27 protein-coding genes, 2 tRNA genes and 1 pseudogene are annotated in these 24992 nt (G+C 42.3%); all 30 read right to left on the bottom strand.

From position 1 onward, the window contains the following. Positions 1 to 179 precede the first annotated feature (179 nt). The 30 genes and pseudogenes from HZY94_RS10565 to HZY94_RS06580 all read right to left on the bottom strand — a co-directional run bounded on the left by HZY94_RS10565 (position 180) and on the right by HZY94_RS06580 (position 24679). Positions 180 to 1439, bottom strand: a complete 1260-nt coding sequence (locus HZY94_RS10565) for an N-acetylmuramoyl-L-alanine amidase (RefSeq protein ID WP_228064579.1) — start codon at positions 1437 to 1439, stop codon at positions 180 to 182. Next, positions 1414 to 1644, bottom strand: coding sequence for a phage holin (locus tag HZY94_RS06710; RefSeq protein WP_179925548.1), 231 nt, complete (start codon positions 1642 to 1644; stop codon positions 1414 to 1416). Before HZY94_RS06710 ends, HZY94_RS10565 begins: the two co-directional genes overlap by 26 nt. Then, positions 1631 to 2017, bottom strand: a complete 387-nt coding sequence (locus HZY94_RS06705; RefSeq protein ID WP_179925547.1) for a hypothetical protein — start codon at positions 2015 to 2017, stop codon at positions 1631 to 1633. Before HZY94_RS06705 ends, HZY94_RS06710 begins: the two co-directional genes overlap by 14 nt. A gap of 3 nt (positions 2018 to 2020) precedes the next feature. After that, on the bottom strand, positions 2021 to 2278 hold the full coding sequence (locus HZY94_RS06700; protein ID WP_179925546.1) for a hypothetical protein: 258 nt from the start codon (positions 2276 to 2278) through the stop codon (positions 2021 to 2023). 1 nt (position 2279) lies between these two features. Continuing rightward, complete coding sequence (locus tag HZY94_RS06695; protein ID WP_179925545.1) at positions 2280 to 2480, bottom strand: hypothetical protein; 201 nt, start codon at positions 2478 to 2480, stop codon at positions 2280 to 2282. Positions 2481 to 2493: 13 nt separating this feature from the next. Continuing rightward, the gene (locus HZY94_RS06690; protein ID WP_179925544.1) at positions 2494 to 7740 is read right to left on the bottom strand and encodes a phage tail protein; all 5247 of its coding nucleotides are present in this window, start codon (positions 7738 to 7740) and stop codon (positions 2494 to 2496) included. A gap of 12 nt (positions 7741 to 7752) precedes the next feature. After that, entirely contained in the window at positions 7753 to 8589 is an 837-nt protein-coding gene (locus tag HZY94_RS06685) for a phage tail domain-containing protein (protein WP_179925543.1), read from the bottom strand. Between the two features lie 8 nt (positions 8590 to 8597). Then, on the bottom strand, positions 8598 to 10217 hold the full coding sequence (locus tag HZY94_RS10815; RefSeq protein ID WP_228064578.1) for a hypothetical protein: 1620 nt from the start codon (positions 10215 to 10217) through the stop codon (positions 8598 to 8600). Between the two features lie 129 nt (positions 10218 to 10346). After that, positions 10347 to 13055: pseudogene (locus HZY94_RS10810) on the bottom strand (tape measure protein); the annotation flags it as partial. Between the two features lie 316 nt (positions 13056 to 13371). Then, a complete protein-coding gene (locus tag HZY94_RS06675) occupies positions 13372 to 13854 on the bottom strand; it encodes a tail assembly chaperone (protein WP_179925542.1) in 483 nt (160 codons plus the stop codon). A gap of 55 nt (positions 13855 to 13909) precedes the next feature. Further along, the gene (locus HZY94_RS06670) at positions 13910 to 14521 is read right to left on the bottom strand and encodes a phage major tail protein, TP901-1 family (protein ID WP_179925541.1); all 612 of its coding nucleotides are present in this window, start codon (positions 14519 to 14521) and stop codon (positions 13910 to 13912) included. Between the two features lie 11 nt (positions 14522 to 14532). Then, entirely contained in the window at positions 14533 to 14892 is a 360-nt protein-coding gene (locus tag HZY94_RS06665; protein ID WP_179925540.1) for a hypothetical protein, read from the bottom strand. A gap of 2 nt (positions 14893 to 14894) precedes the next feature. Continuing rightward, positions 14895 to 15236, bottom strand: coding sequence for an HK97-gp10 family putative phage morphogenesis protein (locus HZY94_RS06660; protein WP_179925539.1), 342 nt, complete (start codon positions 15234 to 15236; stop codon positions 14895 to 14897). Then, positions 15233 to 15511 carry a hypothetical protein gene (locus tag HZY94_RS06655; RefSeq protein WP_179925538.1) on the bottom strand — a complete coding sequence of 93 codons (279 nt, stop codon included), beginning with the start codon at positions 15509 to 15511 and terminating at the stop codon, positions 15233 to 15235. The genes HZY94_RS06660 and HZY94_RS06655 overlap by 4 nt, the downstream gene beginning before the upstream one ends. Before the next feature lie 9 nt (positions 15512 to 15520). Beyond that, positions 15521 to 15865, bottom strand: a complete 345-nt coding sequence (locus HZY94_RS06650; RefSeq protein ID WP_179925537.1) for a phage head-tail connector protein — start codon at positions 15863 to 15865, stop codon at positions 15521 to 15523. Positions 15866 to 15877: 12 nt separating this feature from the next. After that, on the bottom strand, positions 15878 to 16759 hold the full coding sequence (locus HZY94_RS06645; protein WP_179925536.1) for a phage capsid protein: 882 nt from the start codon (positions 16757 to 16759) through the stop codon (positions 15878 to 15880). Positions 16760 to 16768: 9 nt separating this feature from the next. Further along, entirely contained in the window at positions 16769 to 17338 is a 570-nt protein-coding gene (locus tag HZY94_RS06640; protein WP_179925535.1) for a DUF4355 domain-containing protein, read from the bottom strand. A gap of 109 nt (positions 17339 to 17447) precedes the next feature. After that, positions 17448 to 17576: a hypothetical protein gene (locus tag HZY94_RS10550; RefSeq protein WP_257151904.1), complete on the bottom strand. Its 129-nt coding sequence runs from the start codon at positions 17574 to 17576 to the stop codon at positions 17448 to 17450. A gap of 60 nt (positions 17577 to 17636) precedes the next feature. Then, positions 17637 to 17798: a hypothetical protein gene (locus tag HZY94_RS06635; RefSeq protein WP_179925534.1), complete on the bottom strand. Its 162-nt coding sequence runs from the start codon at positions 17796 to 17798 to the stop codon at positions 17637 to 17639. Further along, on the bottom strand, positions 17791 to 19335 hold the full coding sequence (locus HZY94_RS06630; protein WP_179925533.1) for a minor capsid protein: 1545 nt from the start codon (positions 19333 to 19335) through the stop codon (positions 17791 to 17793). The genes HZY94_RS06635 and HZY94_RS06630 overlap by 8 nt, the downstream gene beginning before the upstream one ends. Beyond that, positions 19292 to 20818, bottom strand: coding sequence for a phage portal protein (locus tag HZY94_RS06625; RefSeq protein WP_228064576.1), 1527 nt, complete (start codon positions 20816 to 20818; stop codon positions 19292 to 19294). The genes HZY94_RS06630 and HZY94_RS06625 overlap by 44 nt, the downstream gene beginning before the upstream one ends. Before the next feature lie 9 nt (positions 20819 to 20827). Then, positions 20828 to 22117 carry a PBSX family phage terminase large subunit gene (locus tag HZY94_RS06620; RefSeq protein WP_179925531.1) on the bottom strand — a complete coding sequence of 430 codons (1290 nt, stop codon included), beginning with the start codon at positions 22115 to 22117 and terminating at the stop codon, positions 20828 to 20830. Next, positions 22095 to 22526: a terminase small subunit gene (locus HZY94_RS06615; protein ID WP_179925549.1), complete on the bottom strand. Its 432-nt coding sequence runs from the start codon at positions 22524 to 22526 to the stop codon at positions 22095 to 22097. Before HZY94_RS06615 ends, HZY94_RS06620 begins: the two co-directional genes overlap by 23 nt. Positions 22527 to 22588: 62 nt before the next feature. After that, positions 22589 to 22678, bottom strand: a tRNA-Ser gene (locus HZY94_RS06610). Positions 22679 to 22770: 92 nt separating this feature from the next. Then, positions 22771 to 22841: transfer RNA gene (locus HZY94_RS06605), tRNA-OTHER, on the bottom strand. A 97-nt stretch (positions 22842 to 22938) separates the two neighbouring features. Next, complete coding sequence (locus HZY94_RS06600) at positions 22939 to 23355, bottom strand: RNA polymerase sigma factor (RefSeq protein ID WP_179925530.1); 417 nt, start codon at positions 23353 to 23355, stop codon at positions 22939 to 22941. 102 nt (positions 23356 to 23457) lie between these two features. After that, positions 23458 to 23775 (bottom strand): hypothetical protein, encoded by a 318-nt coding sequence (locus tag HZY94_RS06595; protein WP_179925529.1) that lies wholly within the window; start codon positions 23773 to 23775, stop codon positions 23458 to 23460. Next, a complete protein-coding gene (locus HZY94_RS06590; protein ID WP_179925528.1) occupies positions 23768 to 24364 on the bottom strand; it encodes a hypothetical protein in 597 nt (198 codons plus the stop codon). The genes HZY94_RS06595 and HZY94_RS06590 overlap by 8 nt, the downstream gene beginning before the upstream one ends. Then, positions 24357 to 24518, bottom strand: coding sequence for a hypothetical protein (locus HZY94_RS06585; protein ID WP_179925527.1), 162 nt, complete (start codon positions 24516 to 24518; stop codon positions 24357 to 24359). Before HZY94_RS06585 ends, HZY94_RS06590 begins: the two co-directional genes overlap by 8 nt. Before the next feature lie 17 nt (positions 24519 to 24535). Then, positions 24536 to 24679 carry a hypothetical protein gene (locus tag HZY94_RS06580; protein WP_179925526.1) on the bottom strand — a complete coding sequence of 48 codons (144 nt, stop codon included), beginning with the start codon at positions 24677 to 24679 and terminating at the stop codon, positions 24536 to 24538. Positions 24680 to 24992: the final 313 nt, after the last annotated feature.

Here is a 24992-nt window from a genome sequence, read left to right as displayed (position 1 = left end):
TCGTAACTTATGATTGCAAGTCTTTTATACATAGTGAACTCCTCCTAATTTTAAATATTTTACCATATTTTAAAATAGAACCTCAAATCAAGACTTTTTTCTTTTATATTCGTAATAATATTTAATTTTATTGAAATCTAAAAAAGGCCCCCGTATCACTCCGAGGGCTACTTTCATTGCTATTTCTTGAGACCAGCAATAAGCTTATTTACTGTCTCATCGTCTAATTTATCCACATTTGACTTGGTTTGGAAATTGTCAAAGGTTTTTGGAGATACCTGAATATGAGGCACTCCTTGATTCCAGAAATTCTCTGGATCTTTGGCATCCAGGAGCGAATAGAAAACTCCTCCTGTCATGAGTGCGATTCCACGGTCTTTAGCTGAAATTGTAAACATATCTACTACCTCTTTCTTTTCTACTTTTGTTTCTTTAACAGCTCCGTTGGCTACTTCCTGGGCCATTCGAATGAGCTTATCAATATCAATGCCACCAGGACAAGCGGTCGCCACAATCTCCCTATGGCCGACAATGTGTTTGCGGTCGATCGGAAGCTTGTAACGGCGGCATAGATCCGCAATCAACTTGGCAGAGTTCTTGTAGGTCTCTTCCGCAATTTGCCAGCTCCGTGCTCCTGTTGAGTTCAAGTGTTCAATCCCGATAGACCGTTGGTTGACTCCATAATCGCCCGCATGATAGGCAACATAATTCTCACCTACACAGCCCCAAATATCAGTCGGAGTCACTTGGTAATGAGCTGAGGTGCCAATGCCGGTAGACTTATACCATGTCCGCCGAGCGTTCTCGTCACTGGTCCCTGCATTATGATGAATGACAATCAAATTTACCGTAGCCCGGTTGCTATCGGCGTTCATGATATTAGGGTCAACTTTCGTAGTTAGCCCACTAAATAGATCCTCGCCTACTGTTTTCGGTTCCACGGTAACCTTACCCTCCTTCTGTTTTTGGTCTGAATATGGCAATCTGAACCAGCCAATAACATTACTGTAATCACGATAGTTCTTGCGGGTATAGCCACCACCGCCAACTTCCAATTGGTCATTGATTCCATTCCCGTTATCGTCTCGGTAGCCGTCGATGTTTTGCTCGATGGTATGCATCCCGTTGACGTCCGCAGACACAACAACCCCAATATGACCCCATGAATGCGGATCATTCATGACAAAGAAATCACCAGGTTCTGGAAGAAGATAGGGGTCATTTGGATTGTTGTAAATTACAATCAAGCCCATTTCTTTTGCCTTTTTTAAACCATCAACTGCATTGACATAAGCGAGATTCTTTTTGCCATCGGTAAAATGTTGAACGATGTGGTCAATCAAGGCTACACACTGTCCCCCGTAGGGGTTGGTAGGAACTGTAACCTTCTTCCCGACCAAACCGTTGGCATAATTAACGACGTCCATTGCTGTTACCATTTTGCTCCTCCTTCCTGTAATAATCTAAAGTTGATACCCCAACGACCGTCCCTAAGAATGCAGAAACCGCCGTCAGAATATTGTTCAAGGTTGATAAGTCATAACCCAGCTCCCCACCAATGACAAAAATCAAGGTGTTTAGAGCTGGTAGAAAAATCAGCACCAGCCACTTGATAGCCTGGTACCAGTCGTCATTTAGTTTCATAGACTTCCTCCTCCTTCAAAGGCAATTCCACAAATTCCCGGTACAGCAGTTCAATCTCACCGTTACCGCCAAGCTTCTTGTAAGATTCGAAAATCTTAGCCATCTCCTGCTTGCGGTCTAAGGTTGTATAGCCCCGCAGAATGTCCGCCTTCATATCATGAGCCAAGCGGTAGCTGTGTAAGGTCTTGATCCCGGACGTATTCAAAATCGCCACCTCCTGAATCTCAGACACTCCCGATTTCACCTCCGCTAGGTCTTCCATGATTTGGTTGTTCTTCTGACTATTGGTTTGCAACTCCGAAATAATTTTATGCCCAATCCCAAGGAGGGCTCCGACTGCCGTCAGAAGCCCTGTAACTTCTCCCCAATTCAATGACTAATCCTCCGCTGATTCATCTGCCGCAGGAAGACTTGCCAAAATCTCATCTTCGATTTCAAAGACCTTATTTTGGAAGGCCCGCTCTTGCTTACGCATCTCCTTCCGATTTGCATTGTAAAGCTCATCGTTATTGATCCACTCGTTACGATGTGCCCGTCCATTTGCGTCAAACTCAGCGACCATGACTTTCACCGTTTCTTCCCCAACTTTTAGATGCCCTTCAAGCTTAGTAGTGCGTATAATTTCTAGTGTCATATTAATTACCTTCTTTCATTTTGCTTGCTGCTTCGTCAAAAAGTTCTTTGAGCGCCTGGTCCGATTCCAAGACCTGCTCAAAGTGAACTACCTTCTCCCGCTCCGTCTGATAGCGAGCCTTAAACTCACTCGCTTCCAGTTCTGCCTGGGTCAGTTTCCCAGACATATCCTGAGCGAAATATTGCAATGTTTTGTCGTCCATGTTTTTTTCCTTTCTAAATTCCCATTGAAGTTAGTTTATCTATAGTTTGAATAATGGCATTTCTGGCACTATCGGAAAATCCTCCATTTTTAAAGTGAACAAATCCAACCTTAAGCTCACGTAAAGCTGCCAGAAGGCTAACTTCCTTTCCCTTTCTAGGGTGTAAAAAAACATTTCCTGTTTCAATTATCCCCAAGTTTTTATCAATCATATAGGGTCTTAATACAACATGACCTTGACGAGGAGAGTTACCAATAAAGGTATGCATTTCCCATCCCTGTTGCGGAATATTGGTCTGGTCATCTCTATAATAAGAATGCGAAAAGACAACTCGGTCTGATATTATCTGCAAATCATCAGACTGCCAATTCTCATTTGCTCGCGTTCCTTGAATTGTTGAAATGACAATCCCAGTAAATCCACCTTTATCCCATCCGAAATTCGAATCCGAACTTTCGCTCCGGCGATCTCCTCCCAAAATAACCCTAGAGACTTTCCTGCTCACACCTCCTACCGTTACAGGAGTATTTATAAATTTCAACCCCATCGTAGAAGCATTTGAATCGACACGAAAAAAACCAGCCTCGTTATCACTTACATAAAAACGTCCATTCTGTAGGTTGATTTGAGACCTATCATTTAGAGAAGATATTGTTCCTCCTCGAATTCGATTAGCTGACATTTGACCTGTAACAATATTGCTTGCATCCAAGTTAATCAAATTCACTCTAGCTGCATTTAAAGTTCCAGTAGTAATCTTCCCTGCATCGAGATTCCCGATTTTAGCAGAAGAAATAACCCCGTCCTGGATATAGGTCTGACCTGTGATTTGCACCAGCTTACCGTCAATCTTGACCGAGCCGTCCTTGTTCAGATTCAACTGATTCAAGACAGTTCCTGAATTGGTCAGATTCCGAACTGCCCAGGACCCAGCCAACTGACTGACTTCCGTTTTCGTGGCGTTCAACGCTGACTCTACAAAATTGGCTCGTCCGTCCAGTCTACTCAAACCACTTTCCGCACTCGACACTCGGGACACCAGTCCATCCGCTGTCTGCGTGAATTGACTGATGGAGCGACCCTGAGCAGTTAGTGTTCTAGTGTGGCTGTCTACCGTATCACGGACCTCATGAAGAGCCACGGTAGTTGCTAGTTCTTCTGGAGCAGGACTATATCTTGCTGGTGTAGATCCTTCAACTAGCATCACCTCGCCAAAAGCAAAAATGGCTACTTTGCCATCCTTGGAGCCATTATTGTCAAAACGGATGTAACCTTCATCGTTATCGCCACTGTCAAACGTCACCGTCACGTACTCTGCCCTGTGCGGACTCGGAACCTTACTGTTTATGATCTTATTAGCCGAGGTGAAATCTTTAGTTTCTTCTTTCTTTCGAGCTAGAAAGAAAACATCAAAGCTCTTCATATTCCCACTGGAGAATGTCCAGAAACTGAGAGAGTATTTGGTATTTCGTTTGACCTTGAAACGATTGGACATTGCAAAAATCTCATTTGGCTTGTCAGTGTTATGTTGAAAAAGATACTTCTCACCATTGTGATAAAAACTATGTTTAAGAAGAGTGGTGCCTCTCCAATATTCACCAGGACCTTGGCGAGCTCCTTCCAGAATCAAGTTGGCACCACTATAGCCTTCTGGAATCTTGGTCTCGACTTGGGTAATACGGCTCAACAATCCCCGTTCAGTCTGATTAATGGTATTGGTCAGAGTAGTCTGATTGACGTACTGCTTAGCCGTGATAGCTGACTCAACCTGACTAGCTGTCTGATAACCTTTTCCACTAATGATACTGTTGACCTGATTGGCTGTTTGGTAACCTTTCCCATCAACAATCGAATTGACCTCAGTTCGAGAAAGTTTCGTGTTTATCTGACCTGCTAGGGTACTGATCGTTGTTTCTGCAGTAGCCAAGCGTTGGGTGGCCCCGTTGAAATCCACTTGACTAACCTTAGTCCTAACTTCGTTCGATACAACAGTCAAATCTGCTTTAGTCTGCCGAATTGATTCCTGATTAGCTCCAGCTTTCCGAATCGCTTCTGCTGCCTTCTCGTCTGCCCCATTTGCCTTAGCAACCGCAGCTACTGCTTTCGTCACGGCATCTCGAGAACTCCTGTCAGCTGCCTCTGCATTTGCCTTTGCCTGATTGGCATTGGTCAAAGCGCTCCCTGCAGTTCCTTTGGCTTCATTCGCTTTTACTTCGGCACTAGTGGCGGTCGTTTTCGCTTCATTGGCACTTCTAGTCGCAGAACTAGCTTTTGTTTTAGCACTAGCTGATTCCGCCTTGGCTTGATTTGCCAATGTCTGAACAGTCGCCACAGTCGTTTTATCCGCCTTTAAAGCGATAGACTCAGTAGTCTGCTGAAGCTGTGTCGTCTGGCTATCCACAGTCCGCTTGAGATTATCATACTCTGTTTTAGAGACCTTACTAGATACCTCACCGACCAGCTGACTCACTCGAGTTTCTTGTTGAGTGAGTTTATCCCTATTTTGATTAACCTTGGTCGATAACTGGGTTACTCCTTCGGATGTCTGGGTAATAGTCGTTTTGACAGATTGAATCTCTTGAACGGTATCCTCTGGAGCAGGTCCTGCGTCAGTAACCATGGAACTTTGTGTAAGCTCAACTCTCCTAAAAGATACGGATCCAATAGCCGTATACCCAAGAATGATACGACGGTGACTAAAATCAGAGTTTGGTTTTAAAACTCCCGTCACACTATAGCGAACCCAGTCTTGTGTCGCTTGTACCCGCTTATACAAATGAGTGACTACGTTGTTGTAGTTTACTTTCCCATTGTCACGCAACTCGAACCAGAACTCGGGATTCCCAGAATTGGCTTTTACTTCAACAGACAAAGTATAAGTTTCACCAGTCTTTAGTTCCAACAAAGCAGCACTATCTGCTTTCCCACCAAGACGAATACCCGACTCAGAATGAATCTGCCATTGGTGCCAGACTCCAGTCTCTGTTGTCATGGTGAAAGCACCATCACTTACTCCCTGAACGGTCCTTGAACTATCTCCTTGAGAATACTCCCACAAACCACGCTTAAACTCGTAATCCTCCGCATAGTTGCGAGCACCTACTCGCAAATTCTGAACTTGAGTGTTAACTCGAGAAATCTCCGTCGTCACCCGGTCCCCTAAATTTCGAACAGAAGCCTCAACGTTATTCAAGCGCCCGGTCTCCCGGTCAAAATCAGATTTTCTCACGCGCTGAGCAATCTCCCCAGCTTGAGCCGTCAAACTAGCCTCTGCCGTTGCAATTCGGCGCCCCATGTTATCCACATCGGACTTATTCGCCTTAGCTGCTATCTGCCCTGCCTGGACTGTCAAACTCGATTCAGCAGTCGACACTCGATTCTTGAGCGCATTGACATCCGAGGTGTTGGCTTTGAGGGCGATTTGATTCCCTTGCTGCGTGATAGAAGATTCTGCTGATTGAACCCGGTTAGCTAGCCCATCGACAGTCTGTTGATTAGCCTTCAAAGCAATCTGTCCAGCTTGCTGAGTGATACTAGTTTCTGCACTAGACAAACGTTGATTGACCCGGTCGACGTCTGTTTTCTTGGCTAGTGTTTTAATGGTATCGTTGGTCTTGGTCAGTTCAGTCGAAACTCCAGACACTTGACTTTCCAAAGTCCGCTTAGTTTCAAGAATCAATCGATTAGCACTAGACAGGTCATTCTCTAAGGCTCGCTTAGCCACATTGAGTAAGTTAGTAGCCTCTGTCACAGCCCCATTTTTAGCGCCTAGAATAGCCCGTTCAGTCGCTTTTCGCTCTTCTTGGGCCAAACGTCTAGCCTCTGACAAAGCGTTCTGGATGGCTGAATTAGAGCGTTCTCGCTCCTCTGCTAAATCTGCATTAGCCTTCTCAGCTAGGCGTTTGGCTTCATCAGCCAAATCCTGACTGTTAGCAGATCTAACCAGAATCTCCGCAACTTTTTCATTATGGAGTCTTTCTTGTTCAGCAAGTTGTTTTTCAACTTCTGCAAGCTCTTTTTCAAACTCTTCTTCATCAATGCCAAGTTTAGCTCTTTGCCACTCTAGCCCGTTCCAAATGTACAGCTCCGTTTTTTCACCATTTTGATAATAAAGCTGGTCCCCTTTAATCAAAGTTCCTGGAGGATCATCCGTTGGAAAAGTATCAGCCCAGTAGTTTTTATTTTTTCCGTTAGTAGCAACCAGGGCCTCGAGAGCTGCTTTATAGGCTTCTGCGGTTTCAATCTGTGCTTGTCCGATTTTAGCTGATAAGGCTGAAACTTGGGACGCAGACCTCTCGACAGCCCCGACATTTCCACAGGTTATCTTATGCCCAACCAATTCTCCCCGAATGTCGTAAGAGCTAACATAAGAGACAATCCTAACCTTTCTCCGGAAGCCAAGTTCATCATTGATCGCCATGATATAATCGCCACATCTAGGCTGGGTATATGGGTATCCGGATTTTGTCAAATCCTCCATATCAATCTGAACTGACAAACTATAAGATGAGTCTACATTTGACCTCAATCTTTCCAATAAAGATTCACGATCCGTATACCGTTCATCAACAAACGGATCAGCTTCAATAAGCCCATATTCTGCAGCAAGCGGACTTCTATAAGTTACTCGTAATCGCCCCTTCGAATGGTCCTCCTTATCATTCCAAGCACCAAAACCTTCTTGATAAGTGGAGAAATCCTTGATATTCTTTTCAATCTTTAGTTCATTCATATTGAAGTTCTTACGGACAACTGTAGTCAAATCTGAACCAGATTGATTTAAGATTCGAACAACCCTTCCGTGAACCACAAATTCTATACCTGTCTGTTTAACAATGTCATTAAATAAAGTAAGGCGATTTTTTAAACCAAAAGATTGTTTCTCGAAAGCATTTCTTTTCACCTCATTTCTAAACGAATACCCACTTCCGTCAAAAATGAAATGGAGATACTCTTCAAAGGTGTGGGAGCCATCATTTAAAGAGGTGTGAACTGAAGATTTTGCAAAATCCCAAAAGAATTGATGAACCGCATCGAACTCTACTTCTAACAGTCGTCCTTTATCATACGGTTTAACATAGGTCACTACATAATACTCATCTCCAATCAAAAGACGCCAACCACGATCAATCCTACGAATCACATTCTGCGGCTCAGTAATTTTACCTGACAGCGATCTTTCACCGTTTATAGCTTGTTTCAGGCTATAAACCATACGAACACCATACCGGCGCTGATTTTGATCAAGAAACGTTACCATCAAAACTCCTTTCTATTTAAATAAATCAACCAATCCTAGAATGCGAATTCTCCCCTTAAAATCAGTTTGATAAACATTTTCATCAAATGGGTACAGTTCGAAGAATTCATAATTCCCTTTTTCATTAGCATTCTCCCCATTCATAACCACCTCATGCCCAAAGACAGTTATCTTTGCCCCATCTTCTAAATCAGAAGCTTGATTAAACATGAAATTATGATTATTTAATCGAAAATAGAACGCGTTCTGACCGCCACTTGATACAAACTCAACCCTGAAAGGAACTTCTAATTGACTAAGAATTTCAGTACCGTGATACGGAATTTTTCCCCCTGAAAGAACAACATCTCTAGGATCTGACTGACCAAAAGGGAGATTTGCTGTCTCAAAATGGATATGTAGATCATAGACAAGACCACCAGTGAAACGGCCTTTAAATGAAAAGTTTATTTCCTTTGTCACAAGAACTTCATGACGATATTTCCACGGGAGATATTCCCTGTGCTTCTCAGCGAAATCTCCACTGCTGCTACCAGGCAACTCAAATCTATATAATTCATCTTGTTCTGGAACCAGCTTACGAATAAAGTAAGGTGTCCTACTCAAGAAAAAACCATTTAAGAAATCTTGTTTTTCATAAAAAGAAGAAATAGAAGGGACTTTAATCCGTCCCCTCACCTCAATCTCTTTCTTCTTAAAATTTGCATTATCGAAGATTCGTCCTGACCGCCCTTTAACCGTACGAGTTTCCATGTCTAGCTCAGGAGAAGATTCTTGAATCTCGATATTATAGATACCAAATTGGGACAAGGTAGAAACCCTCCCCCTCTGATTAATCTCTAAATCCATTCTTCCTCCTAGTAATTAAAAAACTCAGACAAAGCTTGTTGTCTAGCTTCTTTCTCTTTGACTGTAGTGTAAATTTCATCCCCTACAAACTCATTGTAGATTTCAAACTTAGACTCAGGTAACACCATCGAACGAACCTCATTGCTGAGGGACTCTAAACTAGATTTGACTCCAGAATTAGTTACCTGAGCTGACGTTTTCATCACACTGTTGGACTCAAACTCTTGATCCGTAATAGCTTTTGCATATTCCTTCGAAACTGCCTCAATATCGCTAACCCAGCCTGCCATCCCATTGTACATACCTTCACCTGTGTAGCTACCAATCGCTCTCGTAACTCGAGAAGGTGAATGAATATCTAAGGCACGACGAAGAGTATTTGCAATATTGCTCGCAATACTTGCAGCAAGTGCATACAAAGCGCCAGCCATGCTCGCCAAACCATTATAGAGACCTTGTCCAGCATGAACTCCTGCAGCCTGCAATTGTCCAGCTAGTTGATTAAAGATAGACACAATCTGAGATGCAGTACTTTGAGACACCGATGCAGCACGACTCATACTTGACTGAATAGCCGATACGACCGCATTCATACCACTTGTCACAGTGCTACGAACTCGGTTGAAGGCATTTGTAAATGTCGATGTGATCTTTTGTCCACCACTTTGAACTGCTGATCCAACTTGAGTCATACCAGTCCGTACCGCATTGGCCACACCATTCATGGCTGACCTAGCACTTTGCTCCGCTCGTTGAAAATTCGAAGTGATGCTTGTAGCAACTTGAGCTGTATTCGACTGTGCTGATGCAGCTACACCCGACAGGTCACCATTGACACTAGAAGCTAAACCAGCGGTAGAAGATGTAGCTGAAGCTTGAGCAGTACTGAAATCAATCCCAGTTTGAGAGGCAATGAGAGAGCTCGAACTCGCTGCATTTTGATAAGCTGTCGCATAATCGACCCCTGTCTGAGAAGCAATTGTTGAGGTGGATAAACCAGCATTCTGCATAGCTGTTGAAAAGTCAAGCGAGGTCTGACTAGCTAATTGAGAAGTTGACCCCGCAGCATTAGTCTGAGCACTAGCAAAATTAGTGCTTACATTATTGTTGATTGAGGTAGCTTTGGTTAAGGTATCCAAGTCTAGTCCGGCCATAGTTGTAGATACACCCATGGCCATTTCAGAAGTCTTGGTTGTAGCACTAGTGCTCAGTTGACCAAAACTCAAATCAATGCCTGTAAACATGTTCTGAGCACTTAGCTGACTGCTTGTAGCCATATTCTGGACATCAAAAGAAACTTGACTCGACATACTTGAAGAATCAGCTTTTACCTGAGCGGTACTAGTACTAGTTTTACCAGTGATGGTATCCCACATACCTCCAAAGAAGCCTGTAATACCATCAACTACACCCCCAATAGCGCCTCCAACAGCAGACATCATCCCTTCACCAAGACCGATAATCAGTTGGATACCCGCTTCAATAATCTTAGGTAGCCCCATAATCAAAGCTACCGCTAGCTGCGCAATCAGTTGAATACCAGCCATAATGATTTGAGGGATAGACTGGGCAATTCCAGAGATAAGCGAATTGATAATTTGCATACCTGACTGAATAATCTGTGGCAAATTGCTGATTAGCCCTTGGACTAAAGACACAATCAACTGAATACCAGCCTACAAAATCATTGGCAGGTTAGAAACAACTCCCTGGATAAAGGAAGTGATGACTTGAGCTGCAATAGCTAACCATATCGGCAATGCTTGAACAACCCCTTGCACCAAGTTTTGGAGAATTTCAATACCCTTAGCCAGGATTGTAGGCATTGCCTGCCCAAGACCCGTTAAAAAGTTTGAAACAATTTGCTGTACTATTGATAGCCATTGAGGAAGATTCTGTATCATCCCTTGAGAAAGATTAGCCAAAAATTGCATACCAAGAACTAACAGTTGTGGCAAAGCTGTGAGAACTGAATTCAAGAAAGTCCCGATAACCATCTGACCTGAACTAATCAAAGAACCAGCATTTGCACCAACACCCTGAACCAAACTAGAAATGAGAGACATTCCAGCATTCACAAGAACAGGGAACATAACCACAAATGCTTGGGCAAAACTAGCAACCAGCTCTACACCGCTCGCAATTAAAGCTGGTATCTGACTCGTAATTCCTGCTACCAGGAGAGAGATAACCATCGGTCCTTTTGTCGTAACAATTTGCAACAACTGATCAATCTGTGCTCCAAATTGACTATTAATGAGACCTAAGCCAGCTAAAACTAAACCTAGAATCGCAGCCGGTCCAATAGAGGCAAGGGCGAGACTGGCCACACTAGCAATGCCAGAAGTCATCATTCCTAGCACATTCAGACCAATACTTGCTGCATTTGCAAATACTCCACCTAGACCCGATACCTTAGCAGCCAGGACTCCAGCAAAGCCCGCAAGTACACTGAAAGCTCCCGAAGCTACTGCTCCGAAACTTGCGATACCCCCTCCAACACTTGCCAAAATTCCACCGAGACTACCTAGACCTGCAATCAAAGGTTTTAATGCGCCAATAGCTGCCGAAGGATTTAACATGGCCCAAGCTGCAACTGCAGCAGGACCAACTTTGGCCAACGCTCCAGCAATCTGGCCAATAGTGCCAATACTTACACGACCTTTATTAGCAAACTCATCAAGCGCTTGACCCAAACCAGAAAACAGATCTTTTACGGGAGATAAGAAAGAAAAATCAAACTTGAAAGCGTCTTTCAGTCTTGCTACTGCTCCAGCAATATTCGGAACTGTTTTTACAATACCGCCAAAGACCTTGTTGACGCCTTCTTTTACTTTCATCAAGTTCGCATAGATGGTACCTAGACCTTTAGCCTCAGCTGCTTCATCCCATGCTTGAATGATATTTCCAACACCTTTTACAATGGCATTCTTAATATTTCCCCAAGCAGTTCGAATACCTGCAGCAGAGGCCAGAGCCATCTCTGCAAAGCCACCCGTTCCTTCATTCAACTCAATCATCTTATCTGCAAACTCGTCTGCAGTAATGGTTCCTTCGGACAAGGCTTTCTTTAAATCTTGAACACCTTTTTCACCAAAACCGAAAGACTGGGCCATCTTACTCATTAAGCCTGGCGCAGCTTCACTAATAGAGTTGAATTCTTCAGCTTGGATTTTTCCTGAACCAAGAGACTGATTGAACTGTCTGAGAGCTTGTTCAGCACCTTCAGTTGTTGCACCGTATCCAAGCATAGCGTTATTAAAGGCTAAAGCTAACTTGGTTCCCTTATCCAAACTACCAGTCGTGATCGATAGTTGTTGGGCACTTGCCACCGCGCTATCAAGTGTAGTTGGTAGGCCTTCAATGCCTTTTGAAAGTTGGTCAACTGCCGCTTTTGATTCCGCTGCAGAATAACCAAACAGGGCCATCGTCCTTGGAAAACGATTCATGGTATCTACGCGACTAATCGCTCCATCAATAGAGCCTTTGATCATGTCGATACCCTTTTGGGCTACCGCAAGTAAACTAAAGGCTGATACAATGTTTCGAACTGTACTTCCAAGTTGATTTCCGGAACTACTTGCACTAGCGAATTTAGCGCTGATAGAGGAAAGCACACCAGTAGCTTTAGACCCAAGAGAAGAAAAAGCCCCGCCTAATCTCCCAGAAACTTGACTAGCTGCTCTACCAATCGAGCTTGCCAAGCGTCCCCCTAAACTATTTGAAAGTCTATCAACAAAGGAATTAACTTTAGAACCCAGAGCACTGAACATGCTGGACCAAGAAGACATGACCGGATTCAACACTTGCGATCCAAGTGCTCTTGTAATCTTCCCAGCTACTCCTGTTATTTTTCCTTCAAGTATAGACACTTTCGAAGCCATTGCTCCAAAGGCAGCCCCGAAGGGTCCTGGTAGCCTACCAGCTACACTAGCCAACTTGCTGACTGCCCCTAAGAGCTTGCCAGATATACCACTAGCAAATCTATCCACGACCCCATTCAACTCTGCAAACATCGCTTTTGGGCTAGATAGAGCATACTTGAAATCAAATTTAAACGCCTTAGTCAGTAATGAGTTAACACGATTCCCAAAATCTGTCGCTTTCTGATGAATAGTCTGAAAGGCACCGCTCAAAGCATTCGCCATTTTTTGAGCAGCAATACGAATCGGTTCAGGCAAACGTTGTCCGATATTTGAAAGCATCCGATGGAGTTCTCCAAGGGCTATTTTCAAACTACCAGTGAGGCCTTTACCGATTTTTGAACCCAGACTATCACTGCTACTAGCTAGCTTGGCCATCAAAGCTCCAATCTTTTGAACCATTTGGCTTGCACTATTAGCAGCTGCTTTTTGTGCAGCATCAAACGCTTGCTTAGTCTTTGATTGGACTTCAGCCATAGCTCGCTCATAGTCGCTTAGATCAGCACCTATATGAGCTGTAATACTCCCGTCAAAACCGGACATCCCCTCACCTCCTATCTGTTTTTGAAATAATTATTCATACGATTTACTTTGTCAGCAAAATCACTTTTAGAAGTAGTTTGTTCTCCATTCTTCCTGAACACAGAACGAATCTTCTCTCGATCACTCTTCTTACTTAATTTGCTGGCTCTAACGGACTTAGCATTCAATGTGTAACGTAATTCCAAAGCTAAACCAGATAACATCTCTTTGTATTGAACTTGTTTTAGATACAAGCCTTCAAGAATCGCTTCTAGCTCCCACTTATTACAAGAAAGAATCAACTCAATATCCGTACAGCCAGCCTCTGCGCACTCTCTTAGGAGGTCGCGCTTTTCATCTTGCCAATAGTTGCGCCGATGGTTTCGACCTGAAGACTTAGCTCTACGTCCTCTGGATTCTGTTCCACTTTGGCTTGGTAAAAGGCTAGTGCCTTCTCTAAATTCTCGATATATTTCAAAATTTTCTTTTTGAAAAAACCAGATTCCACCATCTCCTCTTCAATTTCCTGAAAAAGAGTTTCCTGAGGATCTTCCGTATCACTCTTTTCAAAATATTGCTCAATTGCAGTAATAGCTTCTTCTTCTGAGACAGCCTTACCTTTTTTTGATGCCATGACAACAATCAAATCAACAACACCTTGGTCATCTCGATCAATGATTTTTGTAAATAGTGAACCGATTCCATCACTATTGCGATTACCAGTTTTGGGATCACGAGTTCCCAACTCTTTATCAATCTTGAACATTGCTCGATAATCAAATTTAATGTCAACTGTTGATTTGCCTACTGTAAATTCCATAGTTCATTTCTCCTTTTAATAAAAATAAGAGAGAGCTTTCGTGCCCTCCCTTTTGTTAGCCAGATACGGTTTCCGTTTGGTTCCCTGCTTTCTGAATATCATTATAGTCACCAGTTGTCTCGCCTGGATTTTGATATTCATAAACATCGGTAAGCAAAGCAATTTCTTCCTGTGTGAGTGGGAATCGTCCATCTTTCAAGGCACCGATTACGTCAAGTGTATAAGACAATTCAACATAATCTGTAGTACCAGAAGAACGTTCAACCTCTCCCACTTTGGCATACCCAAATTTAGCTGGATAAGTATCCTTATTATCTTGCACTAACTTCACACTATCATCGACAATAACTTCCCAGACTTTGACAGATTTACCAGAACGGGAAGCATCTTCGATAACCCCTACAGATGGATCTTGAGGGGCATGATAAGAAGTCACCTCGATAGAGTGCTCATCAGTAGATTTCTCAAGAAGCCGTCCCTGTTGTGTTTGCTCATCAAGATACTCTCCACCCAAAGTCGTAGTCCCGTCAGTACGATAAGACGGCAATAATGCAGCTGATCCAAGCGCAGCATCTACAGCTTGAATAAAATAAAACACCTTACTTCCGATAATTGGTTTACCAGTAGTAATTGAAATATTTGGCTGTTGTTCTCCTTTTTTAGCCATTTCATTCTCCTTTAAATAATTGATTCTGTTAACCTTATTGCAATATGATAGACTTCTCGACCTATCGTGTCATCTAGTATCACAGTTGTACTAATTCTAGAGTTCCTTCCGAGTAATCGGATAGCCTTAAATTTAGTTTCCTCAACCAGCGTCCGATTGTCATTCGGTAAAAAAATATCAATAGATACAGTCACATCTTCGATAACTGCTCCTGTCAAAGCAGTCTTACCTGTATCAGAAGTTGCTGATCCAATTACCAAAAAAGGCTCCATTTCAGAAGCCTTCGGTAATTTATAAAAAATCGGGATTTCTAAATCTGATAAGCGATTGCCTAAGGTCTTTAAAAATTTTGTGGTAGATGAATAGGTCATCTTTACCCCCTAAACATAACTTTAAGCTCTCCCATCAATTTAGGATACTCGCTCTCCAGTGCTGGCATCATAAAGGGTTGAGCTGCCATTTTACGAGTACCGAGCTCAACATATACGGAGTAGTGAGCTGGCGAGACAACTTTATGAGATAAAACTCCTATAGGAGCACTGTAAATAGTGTTACTCAGCCATCCGGTATCCCAAGGAGCATAGAATTTAGCCCCTCGTTCCACTCTGAGACTAGAACGAATCAACACTTTATCTACAGCTTTTTGAGCTTCTTTGGGCTTTTTTCGTACCTTTCTTAGAAAGCTATCCAAACCTCTCACTTTGTAGGTAATCATACATAAATCACCGTACTATTCCTATAGTGTTTCAAGCCTGAAATCTTATATCTTTGTCCACGATATTCAATTTCACTAAACTCGCTTTTTATGCCTTGAACATGTAACTTAAATCGATTGGTTCGATAATTACCAAACATACCCATTTGCTCAGCAGAGTTCAAAAGGCTCATCATACAGGGGACAGGATTGCTTTTTGTTTTTACGACTTTTGAACCCAGATAGTCTTCTTCCGGCGCTTCTAAAATCAGAATGACCCTATCACTGTAAATCATGAAACCTCCTTAAATAAAACGAGCAATTCCCTTAGGTCGTTTATTCATAACTAAATTAGCCAGGATTTCCTCATACTCAGATAAGTAATTAGGCTCCCATGAAAAAGAGCGACCTTCCTCACTATCAGCAGTTGCCCCTTCCGAATTCAGCTTATTGTAGCGTTTCACAGACACATCTCGAATAATGTAATTTACAGATTCAGGAAGCTCTGTTTTTTGAACACTTGAGTGTAAGTTTACAAAAGCTAAGATTCGCTCTTTGCTATCCTCGATGATGAGGTTCAGAAGGTCATCCTGGATAGTGTCCTCCTTAGGAATCCCTTTCAGTAGTTTAACTTCGTCAAGAATAGTCATTGCTTCTCCTCACTAAGCAGCTGGAGCTGGAGCAGCCTCAATAGTTGCCTCAATAACACCTTCCGGAATTTCTGCAAAAAGAACATTCGCTCCGAAGAACACAGATTCGTAAGTAAGATTTGAAATCTCACGACCACGAGTTGCTACAATCAAGCCTGTTTCGTCTGTAAAATCAGAGAAAAGACCACCTAAATCAGAAGCGTTCACATTGAGATGGGCAAAGACAATATTTTCAACAGCAGTCGAGTAAATTTTTCCTTTAGGGACAGAAGGCATAACAATGACATTAGACATTCCAAGGAAATTTTTTAGCAAAGTAAAACCAAAAACGTTACTTGCGTCCGCCAGAACTTTCGTATCACCAAGGTATTCAGCAACATCAAGTGGACTCACAAAGGAAACAATTGGAGAACCTTCAAACTCATTGAAAGTAGACAATTTCCCCCATGATTCAGCTAATGCTTTCTGAAGACCTGCCCCTTTGACTTTTGTAGGCTTCTTCTTCAAGAAATCAAAGAATTGCTCTTTAATCCCATTTTGAATCTCACGCATAATACGGTTATCTGACTCATTGATGGCACGAGAAGCCCCATGACGCGCAATTGCTTCTGCAGTGGTTACCCGACGCTTCTTGAACCACTCAACAGTATATTCTTTATCTAAAGTCCGAGTCACTTTAGAAAGTGGAATGATTTCCCCTTCTCCAGGATTCGTATTATTTAGATCCACATCCCATTTGTAGGTCTTGATCTTCAAATCACTAGAAAGCGACTCTTTTCGAGTTACCCCAAGTAGGGTAAGTAAGTCATTAATGTTTTTTGAAAAACGATTGACGAAATCAATACTTTTAATCTCGCCAAGGTCTGCCATGACATTTAGATTTTGTTCAGCCATATCTTCCTCCTATTTCTGCGTAAATAAACTTCGATTTTCAGCAATTAAACGCTGACGTTCATCATCATCCTTAATTGCCATAATCTCTGATTTGGACATGCCAGATGATGAATTTCCAGTCCGAGCCGTCTTTTGAACAAGCCGAGCATTGACTTTCTTCTCGACCTCTTCATCGAATACTTTTCGAAGTGCTTCAATATTGCTTGTCACTTCCTCTGCAGTAGGGGCTAAAACAATATCCAAAAACTCTGACGGCAAACCTTCCGTAGCTAAAAGATCCCGAGTTTCCAAGCGTAACTCTTTCAGAGCAATTGCATTCTCTCGCTCCTGAATAGCCTGCTCACGCTTCTCTTGTTCCTCTTTGGCTCGTTGATCTTTAGACAATCGAGCTAGACGCTCTCCCTCAGTACGTGCCTCTTCCAGGGCCTTAGCTTGCCCATCTTCCCACTTGGTCCGCTCAGCTTTAAGCATCTTAGCCACGTCATCGCGAGTAAAGAGCCGGCCTTGTTTCGCCTCGCTCTCGGTAGCTTCCACTTCTTGTTGCTCATCAACTGACTGATTTTGGTTTTCTTCTGACATATCTATCCTCCAGCGATTACGTCGCTACTCGAAAATCTCGTTTTACGTTCGGCAACGAAACATGACAGCTTTTTTCGTCTTCCGCAAGTCTGGACAAAACAAAAACGGCCTACCGTTTGACCGTTTTCTTCAACTCTTTCATAAAATCTGTGATATACAAAACAATCATACTCACTAGCAACAAAGCTAGGAAAACACCCAGGAATAAGCTAACAAGATTCCAAACTAACTGTAACATTTATTCTCTCCTTTCAGAGTATGAAAAAAGCACCTAGATTGACTCTAAGTGCCTAAAACATTAGTAAACCGCAACTTGTGAAAGATACTCTTTTTCGTCAGCTGACAAAGAAGAATAACGCTGGAATATTTCATCTTCACTAGACAAATACTCTCCGGACTCCTCCAAACAATATCGGGGGACAGAGAAATATTCAATTAAAAACTTCAAGTCATCACTCATCTCTTCCCACCTCCTTGAAGGTAAAACCAAAACTCTCAGATAATTCTTTCAGAGTGCTCATCTGACTTTCAAATTCATTATACCCCTTTAGCCGATTATTTTCAAGGATCTGCAGATAGGTAACATAAGGGATAAAGCTCTTTAAACTTGATACCTCATACTGAAATACAATTCCATTATGACCCACTATAAACCCTTCTGAGTAGCCCCTCACGAGTTGCGAGTGTAAATCCCCCAAACTAGGAGGCATGCTACTAGGGTGATTGTGAATAGTAATGATGGGAGAATCATGCTCCCGTATCAATTTTAGCATCGACTTGGTATAACTAACAGAGCGATCTCCCTGGCTCACATTGTTTTTGTAAAGAACCTTTCCTGTTAAATCGAGCAAGTATAAGTCTTCTTTTTTAGTTCCGTCTCTGTGAAAGAGTATTTCTTTCGCAGATTGATACAAAGCTCTGTTCAAATTGGAATTTTCACTTATGGAATCAAATTTTCTACGATATGCGTTAGAATTTATCAAATTTCTATCAACTCTGAGGGAATTGTCCTTTCTCCTTTTATTCACCTTCTCTGATTCGGAAGCTGCACCTTCAAGAGGATTGATAAAGTGAACCTGTGAAACTTTACCGCCTCCAAGTTCTTCTTCATCCGGCACAATTCCAGACCGACAATTATAGTGAAAAGGCGGAGCGTTAAGCCCAGCCTTCATTTCTGATAATTCGTAGAGTTTATCCTCTTTAGCAATCCGTCTACAAACATCTGTCGTTCTATCATCAAGATGGACTAGAATACGGTAATATTTCAATCCAGCATCCAAGTAGCGCTTTGCGACAGAATTAGAGATAATCGCAGTTCCATCCGTCCGAATGATTGTCTGTGCCCTGCTCCTTGCCACATTGTACTTCTTAGCAATCTCTTGCCCCATCTCTCTAGGATTCAATCCTCGGATAAAACCACGGCGAAGAACCTCTCTTAGATCCTCTGCTAGCTTATCGACATTGCCCCAGATATGCTCTGAATAGTTCTTGCCGTTAATTGGAGTTCTAATCAATTCTCTTAAAGCTGGTTCATTGATAGTACTTCGTCTATCCCCAGCTTTGCGATAGGCATACTTGGCAGTCTTTAGCAAATGATTCTCAAAGGTTGAACTGATAGAGGTTGCCAATACACCAGCTCGCCAAGTCAATTCAAGATTCAATAAATCCATTCTGGTAGCTCTAGCGGAAGCATACTGCTCATTTAGCCGTTTTAAAAGCTCTGGATCTTTTTCTGCTTGCTCAAAGTATCGTTTGGCGTTTTGCTGATAATCGCTCATATCCTCATGTCTGAGTTGATACATCGCTTCTTGCAAAGTCAAACCTTTGTCATCCGCGAACCTTTGATAGAAAGCAAACAACTCCTTTTGAACCAACTTAGCTTCTTCCAGATAGATTTTCGCTATTTCGGCAAAAACATCAATGTCAAGCTGGTCTGCATAACGAATGATCTCATCAACCCTCTGGGTCCAGTAATCTTGATGATTCTTCTTCAACATCTAACCCCTCCCCCAAACGAGGAACAAGTTCTTCTGGTTCCTGATCTTCTAATCGCTCCAATTCAGACTGAGCATCGACACCAGTCACTTGATTCAAAATCTCAAATACAGTCTGATCACTAACCATCCCATACAGCGATTTAGCTATAGTGACCAATTCAGTATCATTCTGTGGAATGTTCGGTTTGAAAATAATTGATGTTTGATTAACCTTATCGTAGGAAATAGCCTCGCTCCCTTTAATGGACCAGATATTCGCTGCTAAGCGTAATCTCCGCATCAGTCCAGCCTCAAATAAATCCTGTTGCTGCTCCCGGTAGTTATCACTAGCCATCAACTTATACTTCATAGATTCACCAGATTGAACTCCTGAAAAATTAGCATCCTGTATATCTGGAGTGAAAGTAAAGCGTAGGATATCATTTACCAATCGTTGTTTGTAAGCCTCTGCCCCTGCTGTATCATACTGTTTAACTAAATAGCTGGCATCTGGATTTGTCCCCTTTTCGCTGGGGTTCTCATCTAAAATAAGCATTTGAGCCTTCTTGAATGCGATTGAAATCCCAAGGCGTCCATTTGGATTAATGCTGCCGTCTTCAAGGAAATCTTCTTCATCCGCTCCTGTATAGGGGTTTCCCTTGATAACTAAAATTGCATCGTTGCTATTCTGCTGAAAATTGGCCAGTTCAGACTGTGATAAATCATAAGCGTCGATATTGTCCAAGACAGACTCAAAAGATCCCAAACGGTCCTCATTATTGCTGTACTCATTCACAGGAACTCCGTTGAAATGATGCTCTTCACCATCGATGAACTTCATTCCGTCTGTGTCTGTTGATGAATATTCGTAAGAATACACCATATCAGCAGTGTAAACCTTAATAATCTGCTTCTTCTTACCACCGCCATAGTCGACGTTGTAGTAATTAACTGCCATGAGTGAATTTCGCTCATAAGTATCGTCATATACTACAAAGGTTTTTTCTGCTGGTAGTTTAAACAAGCGGATCCAGGTAGCATTTTCATTTCCAGCAACAGTCAGCAACTCGTAAGCACGACCATAGACACACAAATCTTTCTTGATTGCAGTATTATGACGCTTCTCATTATTCCGAGAAGACAGTTCATCAATATACTCCTGGATAGCTGAATCCTTGTTCTTGTACTCAACAGGGTTACCAAGCATGTATCCTTGCTCAAAGACAGTGATGTACTTAGCAAAATCACTAGAGATTCGATTATCTGCTGCCGTCTCATCCGTCTTCTTGGGACGATACTTGATATTGTTGTCACCCTTGTAATAGCGGTTTAATTCCTGCAAGCGGCCTAACTGACTATCCTTATGTTTGCTGATATAGCGTTGCAGCTGTTCAATCCATTCTTTCGATTCATACTCAATACTCTCAAAATCTTCTTGGAGCATAATGAAATGTTCATTTGCTTCAGCGGAAAATCGAGTACTCTTCAAAAAAGACACTTCCATCGTTTATCCTCACTTAAAATAATAAGCGGCATTCTTTAGCCGCTCTTGAGTAGATTTTTGTTTAATGTGGTACCGCTCCATCGAATACCGCAAGGCATCGATGATGTGGTTATTTTTATCGATTGGTTTATTCAACCAGTTTCCTTCTTTGTCTTGTTCGAAGGTGTAGGTATTAAATTCTTCAATGGTATTTTCGCACGATGGGTGGATATAGATTTTGAACCCTTGTAGGAACTGAATCCCTTGCATAATTGACCCTTTCCCCTTGTAACTAGCTACAATACCAGAAATCCCTTTGCTTCTGATTTCTGTAATCAACCGTTTTTCCGCACTGTCAGCAGTCAGTTGAGACTTGCTGAGCTCCTTCTCCTTCAGCATTCGAACAATATCATCGGTAAGCATACCTCGCTGATAATGCTCTTGGTAAATCCAGATTTTCTTATTCTCCAAATCAACCACCGAACAAACCAGAGCAGTCGGATCATGAGTGAATCCGAAGTCAAGACCAGCCGTCGTTTCATTGATTCGCTGAATCGTTTGTTCAATGTTAAAGTCCACAACCTCGAAATTGTCGAACACTAGCCCCTCAGCGACTCCCCATTCGCCATCACAGACGATTCTAGCCCGTCTAGGATTGGTCAGGTATAAATCCTCATATCGTTCAATATCGACCTTATCGAGCCATTCATTGACCTTGTAGGTGGTCGTTAAAGCTAAAGTATCTGCCCGTCTCGTGTCTTCATCGAAAAAGACCCGCTTCAGCCAGTGGCGCTCCGACCAGGGGTTGAAGGTCACCGTTATCTGTTTGAAAAAATCCGGAACATTTAAACTCCCCCGAATAGATTCGACAACTGTTGAAAACTTGGCTTCATTTTCAATCTGGTAGGCTTCCTCGAACCACGCCCAGCAAAGAATCCCAACATCAACGGTAATGGAGGTGATTTTCAGCTCATCATCCAAACCACGGAACAGAATTTTCTGCCCTGTCGCTTTCACAGTGATTTCAGGTAGGGATTCATTGAACTTGAATAAGTGCATCACACCAAGTTGATTACAGGCCCACTTGAAATCCGTATAGGTTGACTGCTTGTTGGTATTGGAATAGCGCCGAACCACTAGAAGATTAGCCCAGTCATACTTCAACAGGCGAACAATGAAATTGAGAGCTGTTGTTTTTGATTTTTTCGACCCACGGCTACCTTTCACAACCCGGTAAAAATTTGTAGAGCGCCAAAACTGGCCATAGCCTTTACCAATCAAGGAAGGCAGGTCTTTTCTAATCTGGGATTTCTGACTCATTGACAAACACCACCGTCCCTTGCACTTCAGCTTCAACTTTATCCGTCCACAACCTGTGTCTCTTACCAAGCAATTCTGCCGCCTTGATTCGGTCCTTAGCTCCCACATCAATATCGATAATGGACTGTGCTCCCTCACCAGTCCCCCTAAGAGTCTGTTCAGTCTGCTCTCCTCTCATGACTGATGTCAGGTAACTTAGGACTTCTTCCTTGCTTGCTATCTTTTCTGATTCAAGCTGCTGCATCTGCTCGTCTATATATTTTTCGATGTCAGGTTTTGTCAGGTTCTCCTGTCCGATAGACCTTGCCGTCTTCTTACTATATCCCGCTTTAATAGCAGCTTCTGTCGCATTCCCCGAGATGATGTACTCATCTGCGAATCGTTGTTGTTTTAGTGTTAGTTTAGCGATTTTCCATCACCTCCAATCAAGCATAATAAAAAGCCACGCTTTCGCATGACTTGTGCATATTAAGGAGAGTGTGGGATTCGAACCCACGAACCATCAATCGTACGGCCACTCGGCTAGCAACCGAGCGCGTTAAACCTCTCTGCCAACTCTCCAAATAAAATCCTCTCAACCACCACCAGAGGATATTGAGGTACCGGTTTGAACTAGACAGGGTTAAGTACTATACCTGCCTGGTGGACAACTATTAGGAAGGCAGGAATCGAACCTGCGACTTATTGAAAATTTTCAATGGCTCTTTCACTGAGCTACTTCCTAAACCTTTAGAGGTAATGCCCAAAAAATAAATAAGGAGTTCTCATCAACATTTTTCCCAAATATTGATACTACTAGTTTAGCACTCAGAAAGTTCAATTTAGTTCAAATCGTTCAATTTCTTTGATAATTTTTTCATCCCAGCGACTTTGAAATTTTGTATTGTCCCTCTACTCCAGTTCAACTCTCGCTCCACTTCTTTCCAGGAGTATCCGTTAACATAAAGCAACCTCAAAACAATATTTTCCGCTGGATCCTCCAAAGATTCAATAGCCTCCACTAGCTCCTCCCGTTCATCGTGTAATTTTTGGATCTTTGCATACAGCTCTTTGGTCCTGTCAATAATCAAGATATTCAAATCCTCAGACTTATTGTTCAGACTTCCACCTTTGGGCTCGTCTGAATACTGCTGCGATTTCAAGATACTTGATTTCAGACTCACGATTTCTTGTTGCAGCGATTTAATCTTGCTATCGATATACTTCAGCGAAGCTAAACGTTTTCGAATATCTGTCATAAACTCAACTTACCTCCACATCTCCTGCACTTGGGATACCAGGCACCCTCATGGTCCCGTTCTAACTTCAAAACATGACCTTTTAGCCTACAAATTAAGTACTTAAACATTATCTACCTCTTTTCTTGTAATCAATCCCATCTGCAACAGTTTACTAGCGATGTCTCTGGCATAGTCAGAACCCGTCTTGTCAGCTAGGTGACTATAATGCCTGTACATCAACTCAAACACTATGACGGCACTCTGATAGTCTTTCAATTCATCCAAACTAACCGTGATGTACTTAAATTTGGTACTTGGCCTAGATAATTTCAGAGTGATTTCTTTCGATTTCACGAACACCTTGTCATACCACAGCGTGATCGTTGTTTTGATGATTCCGCCATGCGGTAGGTTGGTGCTCTTTTTGAGTCTAACCATCTACTTCCTCCTTGACCCATTCTGTGCCCCAGAGCGGCGCGTGATTGTGTTTAATTTCTTCCTCGGTTAATCCATAGCAATAACGGGAGATATTCTTATCAGCAACAAAGAAGAGGTCATCCGCACTAGTATTCTTAACTAGATAAACAAATCCTCCGTCCCCGTTCGGAATAGCTACTCGATACTCCTTCTCCTTGATAACCTCAACCGCTTCCGGACCTTTAACAATTAGGGTAGCTAATGCCAGTTCACGCTCTCGGTTCGTTTCGAAGTCGTTATCATATAACCATTTTTGCAATTCTTCAGCTCGGTCTTCTCCAAACTCTTGTCGAAAATCTCGGCCAAAGAAATCACCGAACCACTCGTCAAAACCTATCAGCTTGTCCTTGTAAAATTCATAGTATTCGATGGCGACTGGTAGGACTTGGGGTTTAGGTTTAATAATTTTTAAATCCTGTTCTCTACACCAATCGACTTCACTATTGAATTTTATCTTATAAGGAAAATGCCCTTTATCGTCGTTGTAAATCTCAATAATCTCACCTTCAAGTGTAATTCTATCCCCCACCTTATACTTCAACTCACTCATTTTCCGCCTCCTTCAACCTTATTCCTGCTCGTTCCATAACTTCTCCAATCACCTTCGCATATGCTAAAATCTCGCGTCCAGCTTTAGATACCTGATGTTTATATAACTTGTTTCGAGCCTTAGCAATCGCTCTTTTTCGTGGTTTAGCTGTCATTTTCAATTCCTCTTATTTCACCATTCATCAGTTGAGAGCTTCTCTTGTTTAATTGCACATTGTTCACAGTATCCGGTAAAAGATAATACAGTAAATTCCTCATCATCAGTTGTAATCAACTTATTACATCGCAAACAGTGGAATTCGTAATATTTAGCCATTCTCTACCTCCTCTACCATTCTTCTCCCCCCTTTTTCTTCGTCCCATTCCGAGCAATATGGACAATAACCATGTACACCCGACTTTATCACCTAGATTTATGAAAACTTAGCTCAAACCCTTGATAGAGCTGAGTTTTTTTGTAAAATCCAACTATTTTTCTTGTTGTATATGGTTGTGTATGGTGTAATAGAGTATGGCATTTATCAAAACAACTACCAATAAAGAAGGCCGTACTCACGTTTATCTTGTAGAAGGATATCGTAAGGACGGTAACGTAAAGCAACGTATTTTAAAAAAATTTGGTCTACTGG

This window comes from Streptococcus danieliae (assembly GCF_013415245.1).
Lineage (GTDB): Bacteria > Bacillota > Bacilli > Lactobacillales > Streptococcaceae > Streptococcus > Streptococcus danieliae_A.
This window is presented reverse-complemented; position numbering and strand designations above follow the sequence as displayed.